Annotated in this window: 16 protein-coding genes and 1 pseudogene; 6 read left to right on the forward strand and 11 right to left on the reverse strand. The window is 66.2% G+C overall.

Translation table 11 applies throughout. From position 1 onward, the window contains the following. Positions 1-3: 3 nt before the first annotated feature. Positions 4-414: a hypothetical protein gene (locus AB0412_RS32175; RefSeq protein WP_366406130.1), complete on the forward strand. Its 411-nt coding sequence runs from the start codon at positions 4-6 to the stop codon at positions 412-414. Between the two features lie 57 nt (positions 415-471). Here AB0412_RS32175 and AB0412_RS32180 read toward each other — a convergent pair whose 3' ends face one another. Then, positions 472-1023 (reverse strand): hypothetical protein, encoded by a 552-nt coding sequence (locus AB0412_RS32180; protein WP_366406131.1) that lies wholly within the window; start codon positions 1021-1023, stop codon positions 472-474. 762 nt (positions 1024-1785) lie between these two features. Further along, the gene (locus AB0412_RS32185) at positions 1786-2217 is read right to left on the reverse strand and encodes a DUF5958 family protein (RefSeq protein WP_366406132.1); all 432 of its coding nucleotides are present in this window, start codon (positions 2215-2217) and stop codon (positions 1786-1788) included. Between the two features lie 222 nt (positions 2218-2439). On the opposite strand from AB0412_RS32185, the gene AB0412_RS32190 reads away from it, so the two are divergent. Both AB0412_RS32190 and AB0412_RS32195 read left to right on the forward strand, forming a co-directional pair. After that, the gene (locus AB0412_RS32190; RefSeq protein WP_366406133.1) at positions 2440-3006 is read left to right on the forward strand and encodes a DUF4240 domain-containing protein; all 567 of its coding nucleotides are present in this window, start codon (positions 2440-2442) and stop codon (positions 3004-3006) included. Positions 3007-3062: 56 nt separating this feature from the next. Continuing rightward, entirely contained in the window at positions 3063-3587 is a 525-nt protein-coding gene (locus AB0412_RS32195) for an SMI1/KNR4 family protein (RefSeq protein WP_366406134.1), read from the forward strand. Positions 3588-3635: 48 nt separating this feature from the next. Here the strand turns inward: AB0412_RS32195 and AB0412_RS32200 are convergent, their stop codons facing one another. The 4 genes and pseudogenes from AB0412_RS32200 to AB0412_RS32215 form a co-directional block, all read right to left on the reverse strand. Next, positions 3636-4166, reverse strand: a complete 531-nt coding sequence (locus tag AB0412_RS32200) for an HIT family protein (protein WP_366406135.1) — start codon at positions 4164-4166, stop codon at positions 3636-3638. Between the two features lie 122 nt (positions 4167-4288). Beyond that, positions 4289-5220 (reverse strand): annotated as a pseudogene (locus tag AB0412_RS32205) (IS5 family transposase). Between the two features lie 31 nt (positions 5221-5251). Further along, entirely contained in the window at positions 5252-5833 is a 582-nt protein-coding gene (locus tag AB0412_RS32210; RefSeq protein ID WP_366406136.1) for a S1 RNA-binding domain-containing protein, read from the reverse strand. Positions 5834-5933: 100 nt separating this feature from the next. Next, positions 5934-6596 (reverse strand): HNH endonuclease family protein, encoded by a 663-nt coding sequence (locus tag AB0412_RS32215; RefSeq protein WP_366406137.1) that lies wholly within the window; start codon positions 6594-6596, stop codon positions 5934-5936. 1617 nt (positions 6597-8213) lie between these two features. On the opposite strand from AB0412_RS32215, the gene AB0412_RS32220 reads away from it, so the two are divergent. After that, on the forward strand, positions 8214-9962 hold the full coding sequence (locus AB0412_RS32220) for a helix-turn-helix domain-containing protein (RefSeq protein WP_366406138.1): 1749 nt from the start codon (positions 8214-8216) through the stop codon (positions 9960-9962). An 11-nt stretch (positions 9963-9973) separates the two neighbouring features. On the opposite strand, the gene AB0412_RS32225 is transcribed toward AB0412_RS32220, so the two are convergent. Both AB0412_RS32225 and AB0412_RS32230 read right to left on the reverse strand, forming a co-directional pair. Beyond that, positions 9974-12064 (reverse strand): tetratricopeptide repeat protein, encoded by a 2091-nt coding sequence (locus AB0412_RS32225; protein WP_366406139.1) that lies wholly within the window; start codon positions 12062-12064, stop codon positions 9974-9976. A 116-nt stretch (positions 12065-12180) separates the two neighbouring features. Then, positions 12181-12510, reverse strand: coding sequence for a hypothetical protein (locus AB0412_RS32230; RefSeq protein WP_366406140.1), 330 nt, complete (start codon positions 12508-12510; stop codon positions 12181-12183). 452 nt (positions 12511-12962) lie between these two features. On the opposite strand from AB0412_RS32230, the gene AB0412_RS32235 reads away from it, so the two are divergent. After that, the gene (locus AB0412_RS32235) at positions 12963-13532 is read left to right on the forward strand and encodes a hypothetical protein (RefSeq protein ID WP_366406141.1); all 570 of its coding nucleotides are present in this window, start codon (positions 12963-12965) and stop codon (positions 13530-13532) included. Continuing rightward, positions 13513-13944 carry a hypothetical protein gene (locus AB0412_RS32240; protein ID WP_366406142.1) on the forward strand — a complete coding sequence of 144 codons (432 nt, stop codon included), beginning with the start codon at positions 13513-13515 and terminating at the stop codon, positions 13942-13944. The genes AB0412_RS32235 and AB0412_RS32240 overlap by 20 nt, the downstream gene beginning before the upstream one ends. Positions 13945-14479: 535 nt before the next feature. Here AB0412_RS32240 and AB0412_RS32245 read toward each other — a convergent pair. The 3 genes from AB0412_RS32245 to AB0412_RS32255 all read right to left on the reverse strand — a co-directional run bounded on the left by AB0412_RS32245 (position 14480) and on the right by AB0412_RS32255 (position 18068). Further along, a complete protein-coding gene (locus tag AB0412_RS32245) occupies positions 14480-15148 on the reverse strand; it encodes a hypothetical protein (protein WP_366406143.1) in 669 nt (222 codons plus the stop codon). A gap of 89 nt (positions 15149-15237) precedes the next feature. Further along, on the reverse strand, positions 15238-17250 hold the full coding sequence (locus tag AB0412_RS32250; protein ID WP_366406144.1) for a hypothetical protein: 2013 nt from the start codon (positions 17248-17250) through the stop codon (positions 15238-15240). Continuing rightward, entirely contained in the window at positions 17247-18068 is an 822-nt protein-coding gene (locus AB0412_RS32255; RefSeq protein WP_366406145.1) for a hypothetical protein, read from the reverse strand. Before AB0412_RS32255 ends, AB0412_RS32250 begins: the two co-directional genes overlap by 4 nt. Between the last annotated feature and the right edge of the window lie 11 nt (positions 18069-18079).

Raw genomic sequence — 18079 nt, forward strand, 5'->3', positions numbered from 1 at the left:
GCGATGCCGGAGAGGAAATACGACAGGCCCTCCGACCTGAAAGCGATCCGGCTGCCCGGACCGACGACGAGGGACGTCGCCGGGGCACGCGACGAGCTCATCCGGCACATCCGCGACGGCCTGGCCGCAGGCCGCTACGTCTTCGGCGACGTCCTGCCCACCACTGCCGAGGTGCGGCACCAGTACGGACTGCCGGAAGAGGACGTTCACCGCGCGATCCGCGAACTGCGCAGGACAGAGCACCTGCAGCTGCACGACACCTACCGGAACACCTACGTCCTCGATCCCGGCCCCGACCATCCGAGAGGCGCACCACAAGAGGACCTCGCCGAACGTGTGACCAGACTGGAAGCGATGTACCGCGACCTGGCCGCACGCGTCGAGGCGATCGAGACACCGCCCCCTCGACCCTGATAGGGCAAAAGCACAGCGGGGCGCCCCGGCCCAAACCCGGAGCGCCCCGCCGGCCGGTCAGATCCGGCAGGCCCTGAAGCTACTGGCCTTGTTGTCGTGGAACGAGTCCACCCGGCTCACCTTGGTCCACGGCTGTTCCCGCCACAGCGTGTCGACGAACCACCCGTCGAAGACGGTCACCCTCATCCCCACGTTGTCCCGGTTCCTGGTCGTGTTCACCCACCCCGTGGTCTTGTTGTCGAAACCGTAGTCGGAGAACCTCACTCCCGTTTGGCAGTGCGCCCAGTTCCACTGAAGCCGGCGCCCCTCGAAGCCCCCGTACTGGTAGAAGCAGTACCAGCGGTTGTCGTCGGCACCTGCCGGGCAGCCCTCCCAGTCGACCTGCGGTTCCACATCGCTCGTCGAGCCGAGCCCCTCGGCATCCCGCGCTGCGGCGCTGGAGGGCGGAGCCTTGGTCTCCCCGGGAAGGGGGAAGACCAGAATGGGCTCGCCGCCGTTCCAGGCGATCTCGTTGGCGCTGATCTGTACGCCGCCGTTGCCGGTCTCGGCAAGCGTCGCGTCGATCTCCGCCTGCAGCTCCTGCCGCTCGTCAGCCGACAGGGCACGCACCTCGGAACGGTTGTCGGCAGCTGCGACCGCCGGAAGGACTGGGCCTGGTTGTGCCTGGGCCGTCGTACCACCCATGATGGCCGTGGCGAGGAGACCCACTGCCCCAGCGAGCGTTGATGCAGTACGGATCGAACGTCTCGTGCGCATCTTTCCCCTTGGTGATTGGCGTGCGTTGGTCAGTCACACAGGCGTCACAGTAGGCACAGAAATGCGAACAGACGTGTGAAGTGTGGAGGGTGGCGGGAAGTGGCGGCACCGCTGCGGGCCTCGGAATAACGCCGTCCGTTCTGATCCGGCAACGGATGTTGTGGGATAACCTGCGACGATCATTGAGTGCTTGGGCGGAATCCTCGCTTCTATGGCTTGCTACTTTGGGTCTTCTCCGCTTTCGCATCGACCGAAATCAGGCCTTGGCCGGTGTGCTCCGAGCGCTGCCACAGCTCCTCCGGGCGCTGTAGCGGTGCTGAATGGACGGGCTCCTTCACGTTCGCCTGCCGCAGTGCCGCCAAGTCCAGGGGGCCGTCGTAATGCCACCAGCCGCCGTCCACCCTGGTGTGTCCTGGTGAAGTGCTGCTGGCCCCCCGGCTCTGCGCGGCCATCGCCGACCGGCTGACCATGAACGCCGCCATCATCCAGGCCGGACCGCGCCCTACCGCTTGCTCATACCAAAGCTCGAGCTGAATGAGCCCAGGTCAGTTGACTGGGCGCTACGGGGGAGGGCCGTCGGATCGCCAGTCCCACCGTGAGCCGCAGTGGCTGATGCTATGGCTGCTCGGTTGCAGCTGGCAGGTTGTGCCATGCATGTCCGCAGGCGCCTTGGCAGTAGGTCTCTCGGCGGCGGGTGTCAGCAATGGCGAACACGGAAACGAGGACACGGAATGCCTTGAGGTGTTCGGCCGTGGGGAGGCCCGCGAACCCGTAGCGGGGCGGGTCCATGCAGATCATGACCGCGGGAGTGGCCGTGGGCTTCACCCCGGACCGCGCGACCCCCGCACGGCCGTCCGCGGCTGTGATGTGCGCCTGGAGCGCGTAGCCGGCGACTTCCTGCAGGACCTGCTGCTGGCGCGTCGGGGCGAGGCGGGAGAACCAGCCCGCACCAGCGTCCAACGTGCGCAGCCCCTGGGCGATCTCGTTGACGACCTGCTCGGTCTCGCGTCGGAAGGCGGGGCCGTTGTCGCTGTTCAGTTCCGCCATCGCGTGATGATTTCACAATGCCCGTTCCGGGGGAACGCCGGTGTCCGCACCTGAGAGCCGCAGGCGGGAACCGGGAACAGTCCGCTCCGGAGGTGGCAGTGCCGCAGCACTTTGAGACACACATCAGAAGTCGCCGACAACGATGACGCATGTCACCGTCGAAGGACTCCAGAAGAAGTTGGCACGGCCGGGCTGTCGTAGTGGCCTGGCACACTGCCCGCCATGGACACCGAATCGTTCTGGCGCGTGGTCGATGCCGCGCAGGACAGTGACAAGCCGCTCGACGTCGCCGTCGCCGATCATCTATCGGCCCTGCCCGCCGAAGCGATCCTCGCGTTCGAGCATTGCTTTTCCCGTCTGCGTGACGCGGTCTACCGCTGGGACGTATGGGCAGCCGCCTTCCTCATCGGTGGTGGCTGCTCCGACGACCGGTTCGACGATTTCACGGCGGGTCTGGTGGCGCTCGGACGTGAGTGGTATGAACGGGCAGCTGCCTGCCCAGACTCCCTTGCCGAGCATCCTGCTATACGTACCGCGGCAACTGCTGGGGACCAGGACGTCATCTTCGACGAAGCCTTCAACTTCGTAGCGCCCAGGGCATATGAGCGACTGACCGGTGACCCGGATGCCTTCTGGGAGGCATGGGAGGGCTACGCCGGCGCTTGTACCTCGACCGACGAGGAGGACCATGAGGGCATGGGCGAGCCGTTCGACTTCAACGATGATCAGCAGATGCGTCGGCGTCTGCCGCGGCTGACGGCGCTCCATCTCGGTCCTGTACCTGGCTGACTTGAAACGAGAAGCCGTTTGCGCCGGACATCCCGGAGCTGGCAGTGGGGGAGGACATGACCGAGGACGAACTGATCACGGTGATAAGGAAGCAGACGCCCGCCAACAATCTGGCACCGGTCGCCACAACCACCGTGATTGCCGCCGTCGAGGCGGAGGTCGGTCATCCGATGCCCCGTTTCCTGCGCAGGCTCTACGCCGAGGTCTCCAACGGCGGGTTCGGCATCGACGGCTGGGAGTGCGCCTCACTGAGTCCGCTTCCTGACCAGTACTTCTGCGACAGCGAGGACATCCTCGAGCTCTACCGCAGTTTCACCACTCCCACCGAAGACCCGGACGACGAGACCGTGCCGCCAGGCATCGTTCCGATCATGGATCGAGGCTGCACGATGTGGACTCTTGTCGACTTCCGCACGCCCGGCGGCCGCATCTGGGTCTGGGACGGGAACGAGTGCTGCCGCAGGCTCCTTCCCACCACCATCATGTCTGTTCGCGCCTACTTCGCAGAGGGCATCGCGGGCCGACTGGACGGCCCCAGCCCGCTGAACAGCCAGTTGGTACGGGAGTTGTGCGAGCACTGAGGATGGCGGCCGGTGTCTCGAACACGAGGCAGGGGCGCCATCTCCTGATCACAGGCCGCGGGATGGCCTCGTGTGAAGGACGCCCCGGGCGGTCACGGCAGCGCGGATGCGTGAGGCCAGTTCGGCTGCCTCCTTCGGCGGCACGGACAGGACTCCGTTCTCGGTCATCAGGGCGTGGAACTGCTGCTGCTCGTAGGGGACGCCGGCGGGCAGGGCGGCGATGTGCCAGTGAAGATGCGCATTGCCCTGCTGACTGCCGAGGGAGTACAGGTACGTCCGCTCGGATCCGCAGACGCTTTCGACGGCCAGGGCTACCTCGCGGACGACCTGCATGAGCCGGAGGTAGGCAACTTCGTCCAGGTCGCGGACCACGTGCTCGATGTGCGTCTTCGGCGCGACGAGCACCTTCCCCCACACGGTGGGCCATCGATCGAGGAACGCGACGTGGTCCTCGTCTTCAAAGACCGTCTCGTGCAGGTAGTTCGGATGTCCGGCCAGGAAGGCGCATACGAAGCACGGTCCGTTTCGTGCACGGGCCGTATATGCCTCGAGGTCCATAGGCTGCCGGTCAGCTGACACGTGCACTCCTCTCATCGGGGTGCCTCTCAGTCTGCGACAGTCACCCGACGCGAAGCTCGCATGCAGGGCCTGCGAGCAGGAATCACGAGTTACGGCTGGAGCACTAGGACTTGTCCGGCCGATCATGTGCGGAGCCAGATCGCGACGGCCGCCGCGGTGGCGGTGCCGAGGAAGACGTAACCGCGCTTGTCGTAACGAGTGGCGACCGCCCGGGACTGCTTCATGCGGTTGATCGCCCGCTCGACGGTGTTGCGCTTCTTGTAGCGGTCCTCGTCGAAGCCAGGCGGCCGTCCACCGCGTGCGCCTTTGCGCAGGCGGGCGGCCTGGCTGTCACTCTTCTCCGGAATCGTGTGGCGGATACCCCGCCGTCGCAGGTACTCGCGGACGGGGCCGTTGCTGTAGGCCCTGTCGGCCGCAAGGCTGTCGGGCTTCTTGCGTGGTCGCCCCAGGCCCGGTCTGGGGACTCGGATCTTCTCCAGCACCGCGATGAACTGGGTGCAGTCAGCTCGCTGACCTGGCGTGACGATCAGGGACAGCGGACGGCAGCGGCCGTCCGCGCTCAGGTGGAGCTTGGTGGTGAACCCGCCGCGCGAGCGGCCCAGGCCCTCGCCTCCAGCACCACCTCCACCAGGCGGGCGTGCAGATTCTGCCACGGTGCTTCGTCCTGATGTTCTGGCTCTTCGACCCCCTTTGAGCCGGGCGCCGACGGTGGGTCGGTGCGAGCGCCCGCCGCATGCTGATGCGCCCGCACGATGGTGGAGTCGACCGAGATGTCCCAGTCGATCTCGCCTGCGGCGTCGGCCGCGGCCTGGACCTGCTGGAGGAGACGTTCCCAGGTACCGTCCGCCGACCACAGGCGGTGGCGTTCATAGACGGTCTTCCACGGACCGAACCGTTCAGGCAGGTCACGCCACTGAACCCCGGTCCGCACCCGGTGCAGGATCCCGTCGATCACCTGCCGGTGATCCCGCCACCTGCCACAACGCCCGTTGCTGACCGGCAGGAATGGCCGCAGCCGTTCCCCCTCGGCATCACTCAGATCACCCCGCCCCATGCTCCATTCAACGGCTGGAACACGCTGGCCGTCACGTGGCCGGCACGACACCTTCGTGCTGCGCGTTCTTCGGCCTGGAAAGAAAGATTCGGCGGGTCGGGAGGTCGATTTCCGTGACGATGACGGTGATCTCCTCTCCGGCCTCGAAGTCTTCCACCGGACTCACCGCGGGCCGACCGTCGATCTCTCTGGAGGGGATGAGCCCGACGAACCCGTCTCCGAGCTCGACGAAGACGCCGATGGGAACTGTCTTCTCCACTGTCCCGCGGATTTCCTGACCCACCGTGCGGTCGGCGAAAGCCCCCAGGGGGTCGGGCTCCAGCGCCTTCAAGGAGAGTCTGGCCTCCAGGTTGTAGGTGTCGAACTGGAGGAACTCGCACGAGACCCTCTGGCCTACGTGAACGACATCGGTGGGGGCATCGATGTGCCGCCAGGACAGTTCGGGGATCACGATGAACCCGACACCGGGGAAGAGGGGATGGGCAGGTCCGTCGTCCAGGGCCACGAAGACCCCGAACCGCTCGATCGCCGCAACCGTGCCAGACAAGATGTCGCCACGGTGCAAGGTCTCCAAAAATGCCCAGAGTTCCGGGCTTTCCGACTGCCAGTCCATACCGTCACCCTGGCACACGACATCGCAGGCCGTTTGACCTCGACAGACTGAAGCCCCGCCGTGCCCCCAGCAACCGGACCCATGATCGGCCGGACAAGTCCTAGAGGGCTGGCTCGTAGGTCACAGCCTGGTCGGGGCATGCGGCTGCCAGATCATTGAGGGCGCTCTGCTCGGCGCCGTCGATGGTGAGGGTCCAGCGGAGTTTGGTGGCGACCCATTCGGCGGCGTAGCGGCAGTGAGCGTCGGCGGCTGGCGGCAGCCACTGGGCGGGATCTTGGTCAGCCTTGCTTCGGTTGGATCGGGCAGTGACCGCGACCAGCGATGGAGATGCACCCTGGTCGTTGGCGTAGGCCTCACGGCGCTCAGCACTCCATGTTGACGCGCCTGAATCCCAAGCCTCGGCGAGCGGAACCATGTGATCAATGTCCAAGCCCGAAGCTGATGTCACCCAGATTGCGTCGTAATACGAGAACCAGCGCCCGCCCGTCAAACGGCAGCCAGCCCCCACGGTGGGAGCCTCGACGGCCTCGGCAATGAGAACCTCGGCGCGTGTGTTGCAGCCGTCCGCCGGATCGGCGCCAGCATTCCAGTGACGGAAGCTGCCGCGGCTATAGCCGTCACGGGATTCGGCGCCCAGAGGCAAGCGGGCGACGGCTTCGGCCAGTGGCATGGTTTCCGCGGCGTGCGCAGAGAAGGGAACGACGGCGAGGGACAGGACCGCGAGCACGGCAGCAGTGAGGCCGCGCAGCACATTGGTGACCATGAGCTGTTAATAGCGGCCCGGGGGACCCGAAACGGGTCACGGCCGGAGGTATCACTCGTGTGAGGGCAATGGTCGTACCGCACTGGGTTCGTCCGCCCGCTACAGGCTGCTGCGCCCGTGACCGCGGGAGGAGCCGGTCCGTTGCCAAGGAGATGGACGACGGTGAAGACCTCGACCTGCGATGAGACCGAGTTCGCCCCGGTGGATCACACGGTAGAGCGAAGCGACTGGCGCTGCTAGCGCCGGATGAGGCGCACGATCTACTTGAATCTGGCCGCTGCTTGACGATCACGCGGGAGGGACAGGAACCACTGCCGTGTGAGGCAACCGACTGGCGAAGGAGATCGCCACGCGTATCCCTTCCGAGAACTGAACCGCCATCATCGTCGGCCCAGGCGGTACCCGCGTCGCACAGATCACGAACATCCGTCGACCAAGCCAACATCATCCCCGCACCGAAGCGTTGCCGGCTACGACCCCATCACGCTGAGCGACGTGGCCGAGCTGCAGTCTCGACCGAGGAACGCTCGCCAACGATTCGTTTGCTTTCGTGACGGTAGGGGGTCCCTGGTGCGGCGGGAGGCGTTCGACCACGCAGATGCGAGTCAGCGGTCCGTCGAGCTGGGGGCCCGGCGCCTCGGTCGGGCTGGTCGAGGGCGCGAGGTGCGGGGGCAGCCGCTCACGCGAGAAGCGTGAGGCTGCGCGCACGCATCGGGCGGCTGTTGAGACCGCGGCGAGTCCAGGAGACCTTGCCGGTGACGTGGTCAGGGCGCTGATGGGCCGCTCCTGGACCGCGAACGCGGGCAGTTCACTTGAACGTGGGGCCGCTCGAGGCGCCTGGCGCGCATCGAGGGGCGAGCACCCGTTCCTGGAGCGTCTGTTTGGTGGTGCGGCATCTCGAAAGAGGTGCGCGATCGTTCCGTGCGCCCCTTCTCACTACCCTTGCGCCGCTTCACCCCGCTCGAGCCGTCCCCGCGTGAGATCGCCCGCCATTCCAGGCCTCCTGGCCGGTGCCGGGAATCACGGCTCCGGCCTGAGGGAGAGCGGACGGTGCGCAACCCGCGGACGGCGGCATCACGAGGGGGAGCGGCCGTAAACGCGTGCGGGAGACGGGGGGGTAATGTCCTAGCCATCTCCCTCGGCGTCGGGTGCCGGGAGGCGAGAGCAGGTGGCCCCACGGGCCAGCTGACCTCGACCCTCCGTAGCCGCCGCAGAGGAAAGGAGGTGGCTGTGCGCTCCGCCCCAGATCCGCCGGATCCTCGGGACGGAGACCAGCGTCGCGTGTGACCCGGCTCTGATAGCCGGAGAGCCTCCCCGGGCCAACGGAGAGGCTCTGCGTGACGGTGGTCGCCGGCCAGGGTCCCGCGGATTAGCGAAAGCAACTGCGACCGCGGGGCCCGCCCCTTCGTGGCGGCCTTGAATCGTCACCCGTTCGGACTCCACTGTCGTCCTCCGGAGTGGCTCCCCGGGAGGGGGCAGTGTCCCTTGATGGAACGCTCACCCTGCTTGCGGGCTTGCAGGCAAAGCGATTGACCCCCTGATCCCTGGGTGCAACGCACGTAAAATGTACCGCGCCGAAGCGAGAGGGGCCTGTTGATGGCGAGAGGTTTGGCTGTCATGTTTTCCGGCGCCCGTCTGCGCCAAGCCCGTTCGAAGGCTCCACAGGGCCCCCTGAGTGCCGAGGAGCTGGCTGCGAAAGTCGGTGCCAGCAAGGCGCAGATCCTCGCCTACGAAAACGGCCGGCGCGTCCCCGACCCACCACGCATCCGCCGGCTTGCTGACGCTCTGGGAGTCCACCCGCTGGAGCTGGCAAACCAATCTGGCATGAAGCATTGGCAGTTGGCTGACCTGCGACGCGCTAACGGCTTGCGGGCCAGCGACCTGTGCAGCGAACTAGAACTGAGCCCGCACAGCTACCGCAGACTGGAGACGATGGGCTTAACGGCCGAAGGCCGATATGGCCTGAGCTCACGTCTGGCAGCCGTCCTGGGCGTGTCGATGCGTACGCTGGAACGGCACATAGCCAATGCGCCCGCAGTCCGCCAGCGCCTGGACAGCGTCCGGGGAACTCTCACTGCTCTCATCGAGACACACCTGCAGCCTGGCCGGACAGACGTGCCGGAGACTGAAGACCGAGCGGTCAAAGAGATTGCCGCCTGCTATGCGCGCGCCGCGCCGACAGTCGTCCGCGTTCTGCGTCAGGAAACACTGGCTCTCCGGGAGATGCGTCGCCGCCAGGCCACCGAAGCAGCCACCGCCTTCTACGGCCCCACCGCCCAAGAACAGCGGCGAGCGCGCCGCCGCATGGAAAGCGAGGAAGCCAGAATCAATCAGCTGATCGCCAGCCTGCCCCGGCGCCTGGACGTCTTTTTCCGCGCCCAGCTTGCACCCGGCAGCTGGGAGACGCTGAGCCAGCTCCACCTTGCTCGCTCCGGGGAACGAGCACTGGCCATGATCTCTCCCGCACTCATCCAGGACGCCACCCTTGCCCGACTGATACGGCCTCTCCCGGGGCAGACCGACGAGACCGGCTCCGGTCTGTATGACATCTCCAGGGAAGGCCAACACCACTACCTCAGCTTCAAGCACTGGTACGACGCCCTATATCCCTGGGTGGACGACAGTCTGCGGCACTTTGAGCAGCAGACTGCTGCGTGTGATCCGCCGGAACTGACCTGGCTGCGGCAGTGCTTCGCTCGGTCTCAGACCGTCCTGTTCAGCTTCGACGGCATCCTGTGCCGCCTGTTCGCCGACAATGTGCGTTCGGTATCCGGCCACTTGGCACAAGCGGTCAGCGGCCTGCACCTGGATACCGACCTCAACGGAGCCGCTGACCCTGTCGCCCTACTTCGCTCGGCGGTCGACCAGGGGTCTCCGGAGCAAGTCCGCCAACTCGACGGCATCCTGACTACCTATGAGACGGCGGCGGCACGCCGTGCGGAACCATTGCCCGGTGCTGCCCAACTCCTGGGTGCACTGAGCCGAGGACCCTGGCGCTTAGCGGTGGTGACCGATCACGCGACCGCCGCCGTTCAAACGTTCCTCACACACCTGCATCCCGAAACCGGCAGTGCACCGCAACTGGGAGTCTTCGGCCGCCCGTCCGACCCACGGCTGATGAAGCCTCACCCACATGCCATCTTTCTGGCCACCAGCCATCTGGGAGGCGACCGCTCACGCACCGTCCTCATCGGAGAGTCGTTGGCCGACGCGCTGGCCGCGCGAGCCGCGGGCGTCCAGTTCATCGGTGTCGCAACACGGCGAAGCCATGCGCGCAAGCTGAGGGAAGCCGGGGCAGCCAACGTCGTGGAGACGCTGAGCACCCTCCTGGCAGCGGTCAGCAGGATCAAAGACGCCCGCATATGAGCATGGGGCGGCTACCCACGAGCCGTGGGAAGACTGTGCAGCGCCCGCTCCGCTCTTCGTGCGTGGGCATGCCTATCTCCCAGCGACGACGACAGCTCCGCGTAGACGTGCTGGAGGAGGGCCTGAGCCTGAGAGGTGTCTCCCACGTCCCGCAGAGCGCATCCAAGCCGGTAAGCCGTCGACAGTGTCTGCGGGTGCGCTGTCCCGAGAACCTGTGACCGGGCGGCATACACGCTGCGGAACTGCCGCAGCGCGCTTTCCAGCCGCCCCTCGTCCAGCGCCAGGCAGGCGAGGTTGTGCAGCACGGTCAGCGTCCGGGGATGGTTGTCTCCCAGGCTACGACGCCGCGCTCGCAAAACCTGCCCGTACTCTTGGCGCGCCTCCTCCCACCGGCCCAGATCATGCAGGACCCGCGCCAGCTCGTGCCGGGCGGACAGCGTGTGACCGTGCTCGTCTCCCTGAATTCGTCGCTGGCTTGCCAAAACAGCGGACAGGTGTTCCTCGGCTTCCGCCAGGCGCCCCATGTCGTGCAGCACGCGACCCAGCTCATGCCGGGCGGTGAGCGCATGTGGGAAGGTCTCACCCCGGACGGCACAGTGGCCCTGCCATACCGTCCTGTAGAGGGCCTCGGCCTGGGCAAGATCACCGATGTCGTGCAGGGCACCAGCAAGATTGTGCTGCGCCGTGAGGGTCTCCGAGTCCATCGGGCCCAAAAGGCGCGTGCGCCATTCCGTGACTTTCTCGAAGACAGCACCTGCCTGCCGGGACAGCCCACGGGCCTGTAGATAGCGGGCGGCCATCTCCGCGGCCCCGATGCCGGCAACCTGCAGCTCGAGCGGCGCTCCTTCCAGGGCGGCTTCCTGCTCCACCAGCCGCAACGCATGCGGAGCCAACAATGACCACGCAGCCCACGTATCGGGCTCCTCGGGCTTGCCCGCCTGCTCGCAAGCCTGCCCCAACAAAGTGATGACGAGGGGGAAGTAGCGCAGAGTGAAACTGAGATCCCTGATCAGTGGATGTACACGCACGCTCTCAGGAGCACCCACGGGTGGCCCAGCAGAAGGATCACCACGCTCCGCAGAGCAGAAATCGATCAAACTCAGTGCTCCCAGAGCACGCAAGGTCCTCCACACAGTACTGCCGTCGATGCCCTCGAAACCGGGCTGCCCGTTCAAAAGGGGAGCACGCAGGACAAGGGTGTATGGAACAGGAGCGTCAGCGAATCCCGACAGCAACTCCAAAACAGCGGAAGCGTACTGGTAACCCCGCCGCTCAAGCATGTCGAGTGCGAGACGCCAGGTGTCCGCGATCACCGGCGCCGGATTCAGGTCCTGGCCGACCGGCTCCTCCAGCGCCCGCACGAACGCATCGAACTCCGCAGGCATGTCAGCGTCACGAAAAGCATCCGGCATCCCATTCACCTCAGCTAAGTAAGCTCCCGCCATCCGCAAAGCTAAAGGCAAGCCGCCTAATCGGCGCGCCAGGCGAACAGCGCCGCCTACTGATCCAGCATTCGGCCCAGCATGATCGAACAGCACACGGACAGCATCCCCTTCATCCAACGGCAACACCGGATGCAACACCGCTCCCTGGCCCCAGATCTCCGCTGTCCCGTCGTACGTGGTGACCACGACCAGCCCACACGGACACGAGTGCGGCCTGACCCAACCGGTACCAGCCGCCAACCGACCAGGCCCGTCAAGCAGCGAAGGATCACCTACTCCGTCAACCACCAGCAGCCACGGCCATTCCGCCTGGCTCAGCCGATGCCACAGCACATCAACCATCTCCCCGGCATCGACCACATCACCGGGAAGACCCAGTCTCCTGGCCACCGACCGCAGCCCGCCCTCAAACAGCGCAGCCTGCTGGGCATCGATCCACCACGCACAACGACCGAAAACCATCCCGAACTGAGCCTGCAGCCTATGAACAAGCTCCAGCGCCAAGGCCGTCTTCCCGCTGCCACTCAGCCCGTGCAGAACATGCAGTCGGCCATCACCCCGCCCGTTGCACTGTTTCTGAAGGTCATTCAGCAGTGCCGCCCGGCCTCGAAGTGGGCGCTCAGGATGACGCAAGCCCATCGGAGACGCCAGCGTCATGACCTGCGGGCTACCTGGCGACGGCGCCGTCACCACCAGCTGACCCACTTCAAGGCGCCCCGCGGCTACCGCACCATTGTGCGCAACCACCTGCCCCGTGGACTCCGGGGCTGAAGTCAGCCCTGGCCCCGCCCCTCGGAAGGGAAAGGGCCCGCCAGATGCACACCGCCTTCCACCTGCACCACTGCGCCGGCCACCGAGCCGTTCTCCGCTGCGACACGTACATCTCCGCCCGCAGCCACACCACCCGGCGAAGCCTGCACCGCGCCACCGACAGACCGCGCAGCGGCGACTACCTCGGCCAGTTGAGCGGCGGCAGCAGCACGACCTCGAGCATCAAGCGCCTCGAGCAACATCTCCAGCCGGGTCTGCCACACCGCCTCCCACCGCCTCCTCTGATCAGCGGCGTCCTCCTCCGCCGTCAGGTCAACCTCCATCTGGTCCAACCGGGTCAGCTCAGCAGCTTCTCGCTCTGTGCTTCCCCGCCCCAACAGTCGGGCGACTGCCTGCCGAACCCGCACCCACGCATCCGTCCCCGCAGCCTGTACCACGGCCATCCCGCCAGCCGCAGCTAACGCCGTCATCGCTTCCGCAGACACTTCCACCCCCGAGTCCGACAACAGGCGACCAGTTGAGCGACCGCCGCCACGGAGAACATTCCGCAACGGTGCCTACATCACTCCTTCCTGACCGCCTGCCGAATCTGATTGATCAAAACAAGCCGCTGGCGCGTATCCATGTGGACACCCCGAGACTGAAAAAGATCATGATGCCATGCGAGACCCTCCGATAAACGCCCACCGGAACCCCTCCCGCTACAGTCGGCGAGAAGAATCCGCAGGGACGGCCTCTCCAGCGCCGACTGCTGCTGGCGCGTTCTTCGGGAGGAGCAGCCGCCTTGATCATCCGTCCGCGTCGCGACAAGCGGAATCGGGAAGCCCGACTGGCGGAACTCCGTAACCAGTACAAGAAACAGGTGGGCCCGCTGAGGCTGTTCCTGCTCCTTGAGTGCGCCCCCCTCGTCATCGACCCGCTCGAGGTCGCAGACGAAGCGTTCACCCGCGCATTTGCCGAACCTGATCGTGTCTTCACCTACTGCGACATCCGGAAGATCGCAGAAGAGATCGTCCGTGAGAGACGAGCGGAACCAAGCCTGCAGAAATATGCCGACTACAGACTGGAGGAAGTGTTCGACGAATACCTCTCCGACGACCTGCAGCCTGTCCGCGAGGTGCTACGCGCGATCGACGCCCTCAGCCTTGGAGAGCGCCGTGCAGTGGAAGCTCAGCTGATCCATCTGCTGACCTGTGAAGGGCTGACTGAAGCGGTCGGAGGTGCGGCAGCGACCCGAAGAGTTCAAAAAGCAAAAGGTCTCGCCAAGCTGGCCCAGGCGGATGTCAACCTAGACCTCCTGGAACCCTTTTTCTCGACCATGAGAGGAGCATGCAATGGTCAGCAAGACGGATAACGACCTCGCCCCCATGATCTACCGATACTACTGTGTCCTTCAAAACCGGGTGGCCGGTAGCGAAGAAGACCTTGACCGTCGGTTCGACGACATCATCAATAGAGTCGAACGGCGGAAAAGGAAAAATTCTCGGAGCAAGTACGCCAAGAAGTTCTGCGCTTCCCGCATGCGCGGCGTTGTGCAGAATGTGCGCAGGTCCGCCCTCGGCCAGGTCAGCGCAAGCGGTGCCTGTGCTGCTCTAGTCGCCAAACTCACCCAGTACGCCCAGGGCTGGGCCAACCTCGCTGCCACAGTGGCCACTGGAACCCTGACAGCGATCGCCGTCGTGGCAGTGATGGACACCCGCAGCCTCAAACGATCCGGGCGAACACGTCGCCGGAGGGAAGACGCCACGCCTCCTCCTCACCCCTGACCTCGCCCGAGTGGTCCTTCAATCGTCAGCGGCGGTGTTCCCGCACCCGGATCAAGCGGATTCTCAGCACATCCGCTACTCGCAGGGAGGTCCGGCATGTCAGGAGCACGGCAAAGCAATCAGGTGGTTCAATGCCGCTTCGTGCCGCGCAGCCCAGGGGGCCGTGAAGTTCTGCTCGCTCCGGAAGGGGCCGGCGGGCGGCCCCAGTCGAGGACATGGACACCTGCGCTCTGGATGAGGGCCGCGTCCAGGCACAGGAGCTGAATGGGGGAGCGGCCGTGACGCCGCAGCCATCTGAGCCGGCGCCGCTGCTCCGCTTCGCTCTGCTCGTGCCACCAGTCGTAATGGATACCTGGTGGACCGCTGGGATTTTCGTGGGCCCACGCCCGTACGAGAGCTGCCTCGTCTGGCGCGCAGGAGAGGGCGATCAGGATCCATGCGGTGTCGTACGGCAGTGTCGGCCCGTGCCGGGCCATCAGCCGGTGGGTGCGCAGCTGACGCAGAGGAGCCAAGAGCCATCGTGTGCTGTGTAGGTTCATTCCGGTGGGCTCCCGGGATCGTATGAGGCCTGCCAGCGAGCAGCAGCGGTCTTTAGGTCGTGATAGCCCAGAGCGCTTAAGGTCTGGACGAGGGCGTGGAGGAAGACTTCGCGCTGCTGGGGGGTGTGCAAGGTGGTGACAAGTCGGTCGGTGAAGCGCCGGATGTCACCACGGACGTCGTCGCCTTCGGGTGCGTATTGCACAGGGAGCCCCTGCAGCGCATCCGTGAGCTCCTCGAGGTTGGTGAAACGGTCCGGGAACCGGGCGGTCCACCACACCCGACGCAGGTCCGGATCGGCCAGCACACGCTGCAGACGGATCAGGCGGTGCATCTCTTCCTCATGCTCGAGATCCGCCGCCTGTTGTCGGCGGGCGTGTTCCTCAGCCAGATCACGGTCGCGGGCCGGGACGTCCAACTGCACCACACCGGCGGCCTCCAGCCCGTGTGCAAGGGGGCTCCAACGCATCAAGACCGCGTTGGCTGCGTCCTGGGCCGCCTCGAGTTCCAGCACAGAGTGCTGGCGTAGGATGCGCCCGGCCTGGCGACGCAGGTGATCACGCGCCAGGACGGCCGGGGCCTGGTGACCCGCCAAGCTGGGATCCGTCCAGCGCCAGCCTCCGCTGAGGCGGACCGTGAAGGACACACTGGCGATGCGGCTGGCCATCCGCTCGTCCCTCAGGACAAGAGGAGACGCCGAGTCGGTACCAGCCGCACCCGCAGGCCGAGCAGTTCTGCGGCGCCAAGGCAGGAAGCTCACGCCGTCACAGGGGGGCCAGCGGGCCCCGGTTCGCGGTGAGAGCGCACCTGCTCGAGGATCAGCTGGTCGAGCAGTCTCCTGCGCCTCACCCGTCCCAGGTCGGAGCTTGCAGGCGAGCCCACCAGCAGCTCAGCAGTGCCGGCCTGACCAATGCACCCGCGTAGTACCGCTGTTGCCAGTGGCAGCACCTGGTCGTCCGACAATCGGGAGGAGTCCAGCCAGGCCGCCAGATGACTGTGCGCGGTTTTCGCTGCACTGGGTTCCAGCAGGGCCGCGCGCCAGCCGCGGACGAACAGCTCTGCGGCCGATGCGTCGGCGGCGGCATCGTCGTCTTCCTGCGCCGCGGGCAGCGGCAGAAGAGCCTCGCTGGTGATGTCGGTCAGGGCCAGGAACGTGTTCGCTCCGGCCTTGCGGGTCGTGCGGTCAGCGGACTCGGCCCAGGCGACGATCTCCGACAGCACCAAGGGGCGCTGTTCAGGAGCACAGGCCAGAGCCTGCACCGCGTCGGCTACCGCCTCGCGGGCCGCTTCGTCGTCCCGCGAGGCCAGCAGACGCAGCCGGGTCAGAGCAATCCGTGGATATTCCCGGCCGAGCCGGCCCGCGCAGATTTCGGCGACTGCCTTGATCAGCTCCTTGCTGGTGGTCCTCTGATGAGCCCAGTCGTACAACTGCTTGCGGACAGCGGCACCCCTGACTGGGTGGAGTGCCATGGTCTCCAGGACTTCGACTGCTAGCTGCCGATGCGCCATGCGGCCGGTGTCGATCCAGGCGCTCGCCACGGACAGCACTGTCGAGCCGCCGGGCAGCAGGGACAGCTGCACCAGACAGTCGGCGATGCGCCGCAGCTGGCGCACGGCGATCCCGTTGGGAGCGCTGATCTGCGAGGCCCAGTCCAGCAGCACGGGCCTGAGCTGCGGCCTCTGTTGCCACACGTACTTCAGGACCGCTTCGGGCAGTCCGTGCTGCGCGGCGTCCAGGGAAATGCCTTCTCCGTCCACCCTTGAGGCGCGGATGGTGTTGAGTCGTTCGTCCAGGTCACGGCCGGCCAGCCCACCGCCGGGCGGTAGCTCACCACCGACCTGTGTGAAGAACTGGTCTGCTGCTTTCAGTACGACGCTGGCTGGTGCTTTCTCCAGCAGAGCGGCGGCCACCAGGAGCGCCCGCTCGGGCAGGTCTTCCGGTGCGGAGTGCTTCTCGAACCAGCGCCCCAAGTGCTCGCGCCAGTCGGTGAACTCCTGTTTCACCGCGTCCCTGTCGTTCTCTTTGGCGTGCGCCACGAGGCGGGCCAGGCGAGCGGCGTCGGATACAGGGGTTGCAGGGGTGAGCAGTGCGTCCAAAGGATCACTCGTTAGCCAGTCCAGCCTGCTGGCCGCGAAATGCCGCAAGTGGGCCTCGGCGACCTGCGGCGCCGGCGGACGGACCATATGCACCGTGGGCACAGTAGCGAGTGCCCCGGGCCTCCAGGTGTTCGGGTCGGCCAGGATGATCAGGAACGCGGCGTCGGTTTCGGCCTTCTTCTGGTAGTCGGCCAGTCCGGTGTAAAAGTCCTCCGGCAGTATCCGGCGGTCGGTCGTTAGGTCCAGGACGAAGCCGTGTCCCTTGAAGTGGGGGAGCTGTTCGGTACGTGGTTGGTCCCAGTCCAGCACCAGCCAGAGGATGTGCTCCCGAGGCACCCCCGCGTCGCGTAGCACGCGCAGCGCGGCGGTGCGGCGTCCTGTGCCCGTCTCGCCGCACAGCACCAGCGTGTGGCTGCGACCGTAAGGACGAGTGAGCATGCTGACCGCGTGCTTCACCTGGCCGGTACCGGTTGAGCCGGGACAATCGACGAAGGCTTGCTCCACCAGGTCCATCTCGGCGTCGTCCACGCCAACTCCGCGCAGGTACTCCCAGCCCCGCACGTATCGGTGGTGGTGCTCCTCGTAGTCGCCGGCGACCTGTGTCACGTGTGCGTGACCGGATGCCTCGACCTGCTGGACCGGCACCATTGCGATGTCCTCAACGCCTGTCATGACTGCTCCGCCCCGGTGATGTAATCGCGGCCGACCTGCACCAGCCGCGCCTTGCCGCTGGCCTTGCCCCTCTGCCGCACCCCGTCCTGGCGCCCGTCGCTCCTGGCATTCGTCGCCCCGCGCTGCGCGGTGTGGTCCGGCGGCCCGGGCGGCTTCGCACCGTCACCATCGGTGAGATAGGGGCTGACCACTGCCGGGACCAGACCGGGAACGAAGAGCCAGCATGTCTCCTCGAAACAGGGCTTGTTGTCGACGCGAGCGGTACTCCGCTGGAAGTGCTGCTCCCTGAGAGCGGGAGTGCGGCCGGCACGCACGGTGCGGCGGAACACCGTGTCCGAGACCGCAGCAGACAAAGGAACACCGTGATCCACGGCGGCGGCCAAGGCCTGGCGGGCTGCGTCACTGTCGACCAGGCGGCAGGCGTCGTTCGCCGCGTCACCGCGATGGTCCGGCGGCTCCAGAGGACCGACGTGCACGCTTGCACGCAACCGAATCGGTGGCGCGCTGGCCAGGCGGTTCTGTTCGTGACGGTCCAGCGCCTGGCTGAGGTGCACCAAGAAGGGGTCGACCAGCCTTGCTGCGTGCCGGGCGGGCAGTACGAAGATGGCGCCGTCGCCGCGGTCCTTGACGGCACTCTCGAGAGTGGTGACCTCACCGATCCCGCTCTGCGCGAACACAGTGGCGAGAATGTCGTCCAGATCGGCCCGGGTGGGTGCCATCTTCGCCTCAGGGATCTGGCTGTACTCCTTCATATCGACGACCAGGAGGGCAAGCTCCGGCGGTACATCGACAGCGTCAGGCGGGACAAGAGCTGCCATAGCGCGGCCTT

Source organism: Streptomyces sp. NPDC052012 (genome assembly GCF_040689265.1).
Taxonomy (GTDB): Bacteria; Actinomycetota; Actinomycetes; order Streptomycetales; family Streptomycetaceae; genus Streptomyces.

Coding starts and splice junctions, on each gene's coding strand:
- AB0412_RS32175 (WP_366406130.1), top strand. CDS start 4: ATGCCGGAGAGGAAATACGACAGGCCCTCCGACCTGAAAGCGATCCGG.
- AB0412_RS32185 (WP_366406132.1), bottom strand. CDS start 2,217: ATGGCGGAACTGAACAGCGACAACGGCCCCGCCTTCCGACGCGAGACC.
- AB0412_RS32190 (WP_366406133.1), top strand. CDS start 2,440: ATGGACACCGAATCGTTCTGGCGCGTGGTCGATGCCGCGCAGGACAGT.
- AB0412_RS32195 (WP_366406134.1), top strand. CDS start 3,063: ATGACCGAGGACGAACTGATCACGGTGATAAGGAAGCAGACGCCCGCC.
- AB0412_RS32210 (WP_366406136.1), bottom strand. CDS start 5,833: ATGGACTGGCAGTCGGAAAGCCCGGAACTCTGGGCATTTTTGGAGACC.
- AB0412_RS32215 (WP_366406137.1), bottom strand. CDS start 6,596: ATGGTCACCAATGTGCTGCGCGGCCTCACTGCTGCCGTGCTCGCGGTC.
- AB0412_RS32220 (WP_366406138.1), top strand. CDS start 8,214: ATGTTTTCCGGCGCCCGTCTGCGCCAAGCCCGTTCGAAGGCTCCACAG.
- AB0412_RS32225 (WP_366406139.1), bottom strand. CDS start 12,064: ATGACGCTGGCGTCTCCGATGGGCTTGCGTCATCCTGAGCGCCCACTT.
- AB0412_RS32240 (WP_366406142.1), top strand. CDS start 13,513: ATGGTCAGCAAGACGGATAACGACCTCGCCCCCATGATCTACCGATAC.
- AB0412_RS32245 (WP_366406143.1), bottom strand. CDS start 15,148: ATGGCCAGCCGCATCGCCAGTGTGTCCTTCACGGTCCGCCTCAGCGGA.
- AB0412_RS32250 (WP_366406144.1), bottom strand. CDS start 17,250: ATGACAGGCGTTGAGGACATCGCAATGGTGCCGGTCCAGCAGGTCGAG.
- AB0412_RS32255 (WP_366406145.1), bottom strand. CDS start 18,068: ATGGCAGCTCTTGTCCCGCCTGACGCTGTCGATGTACCGCCGGAGCTT.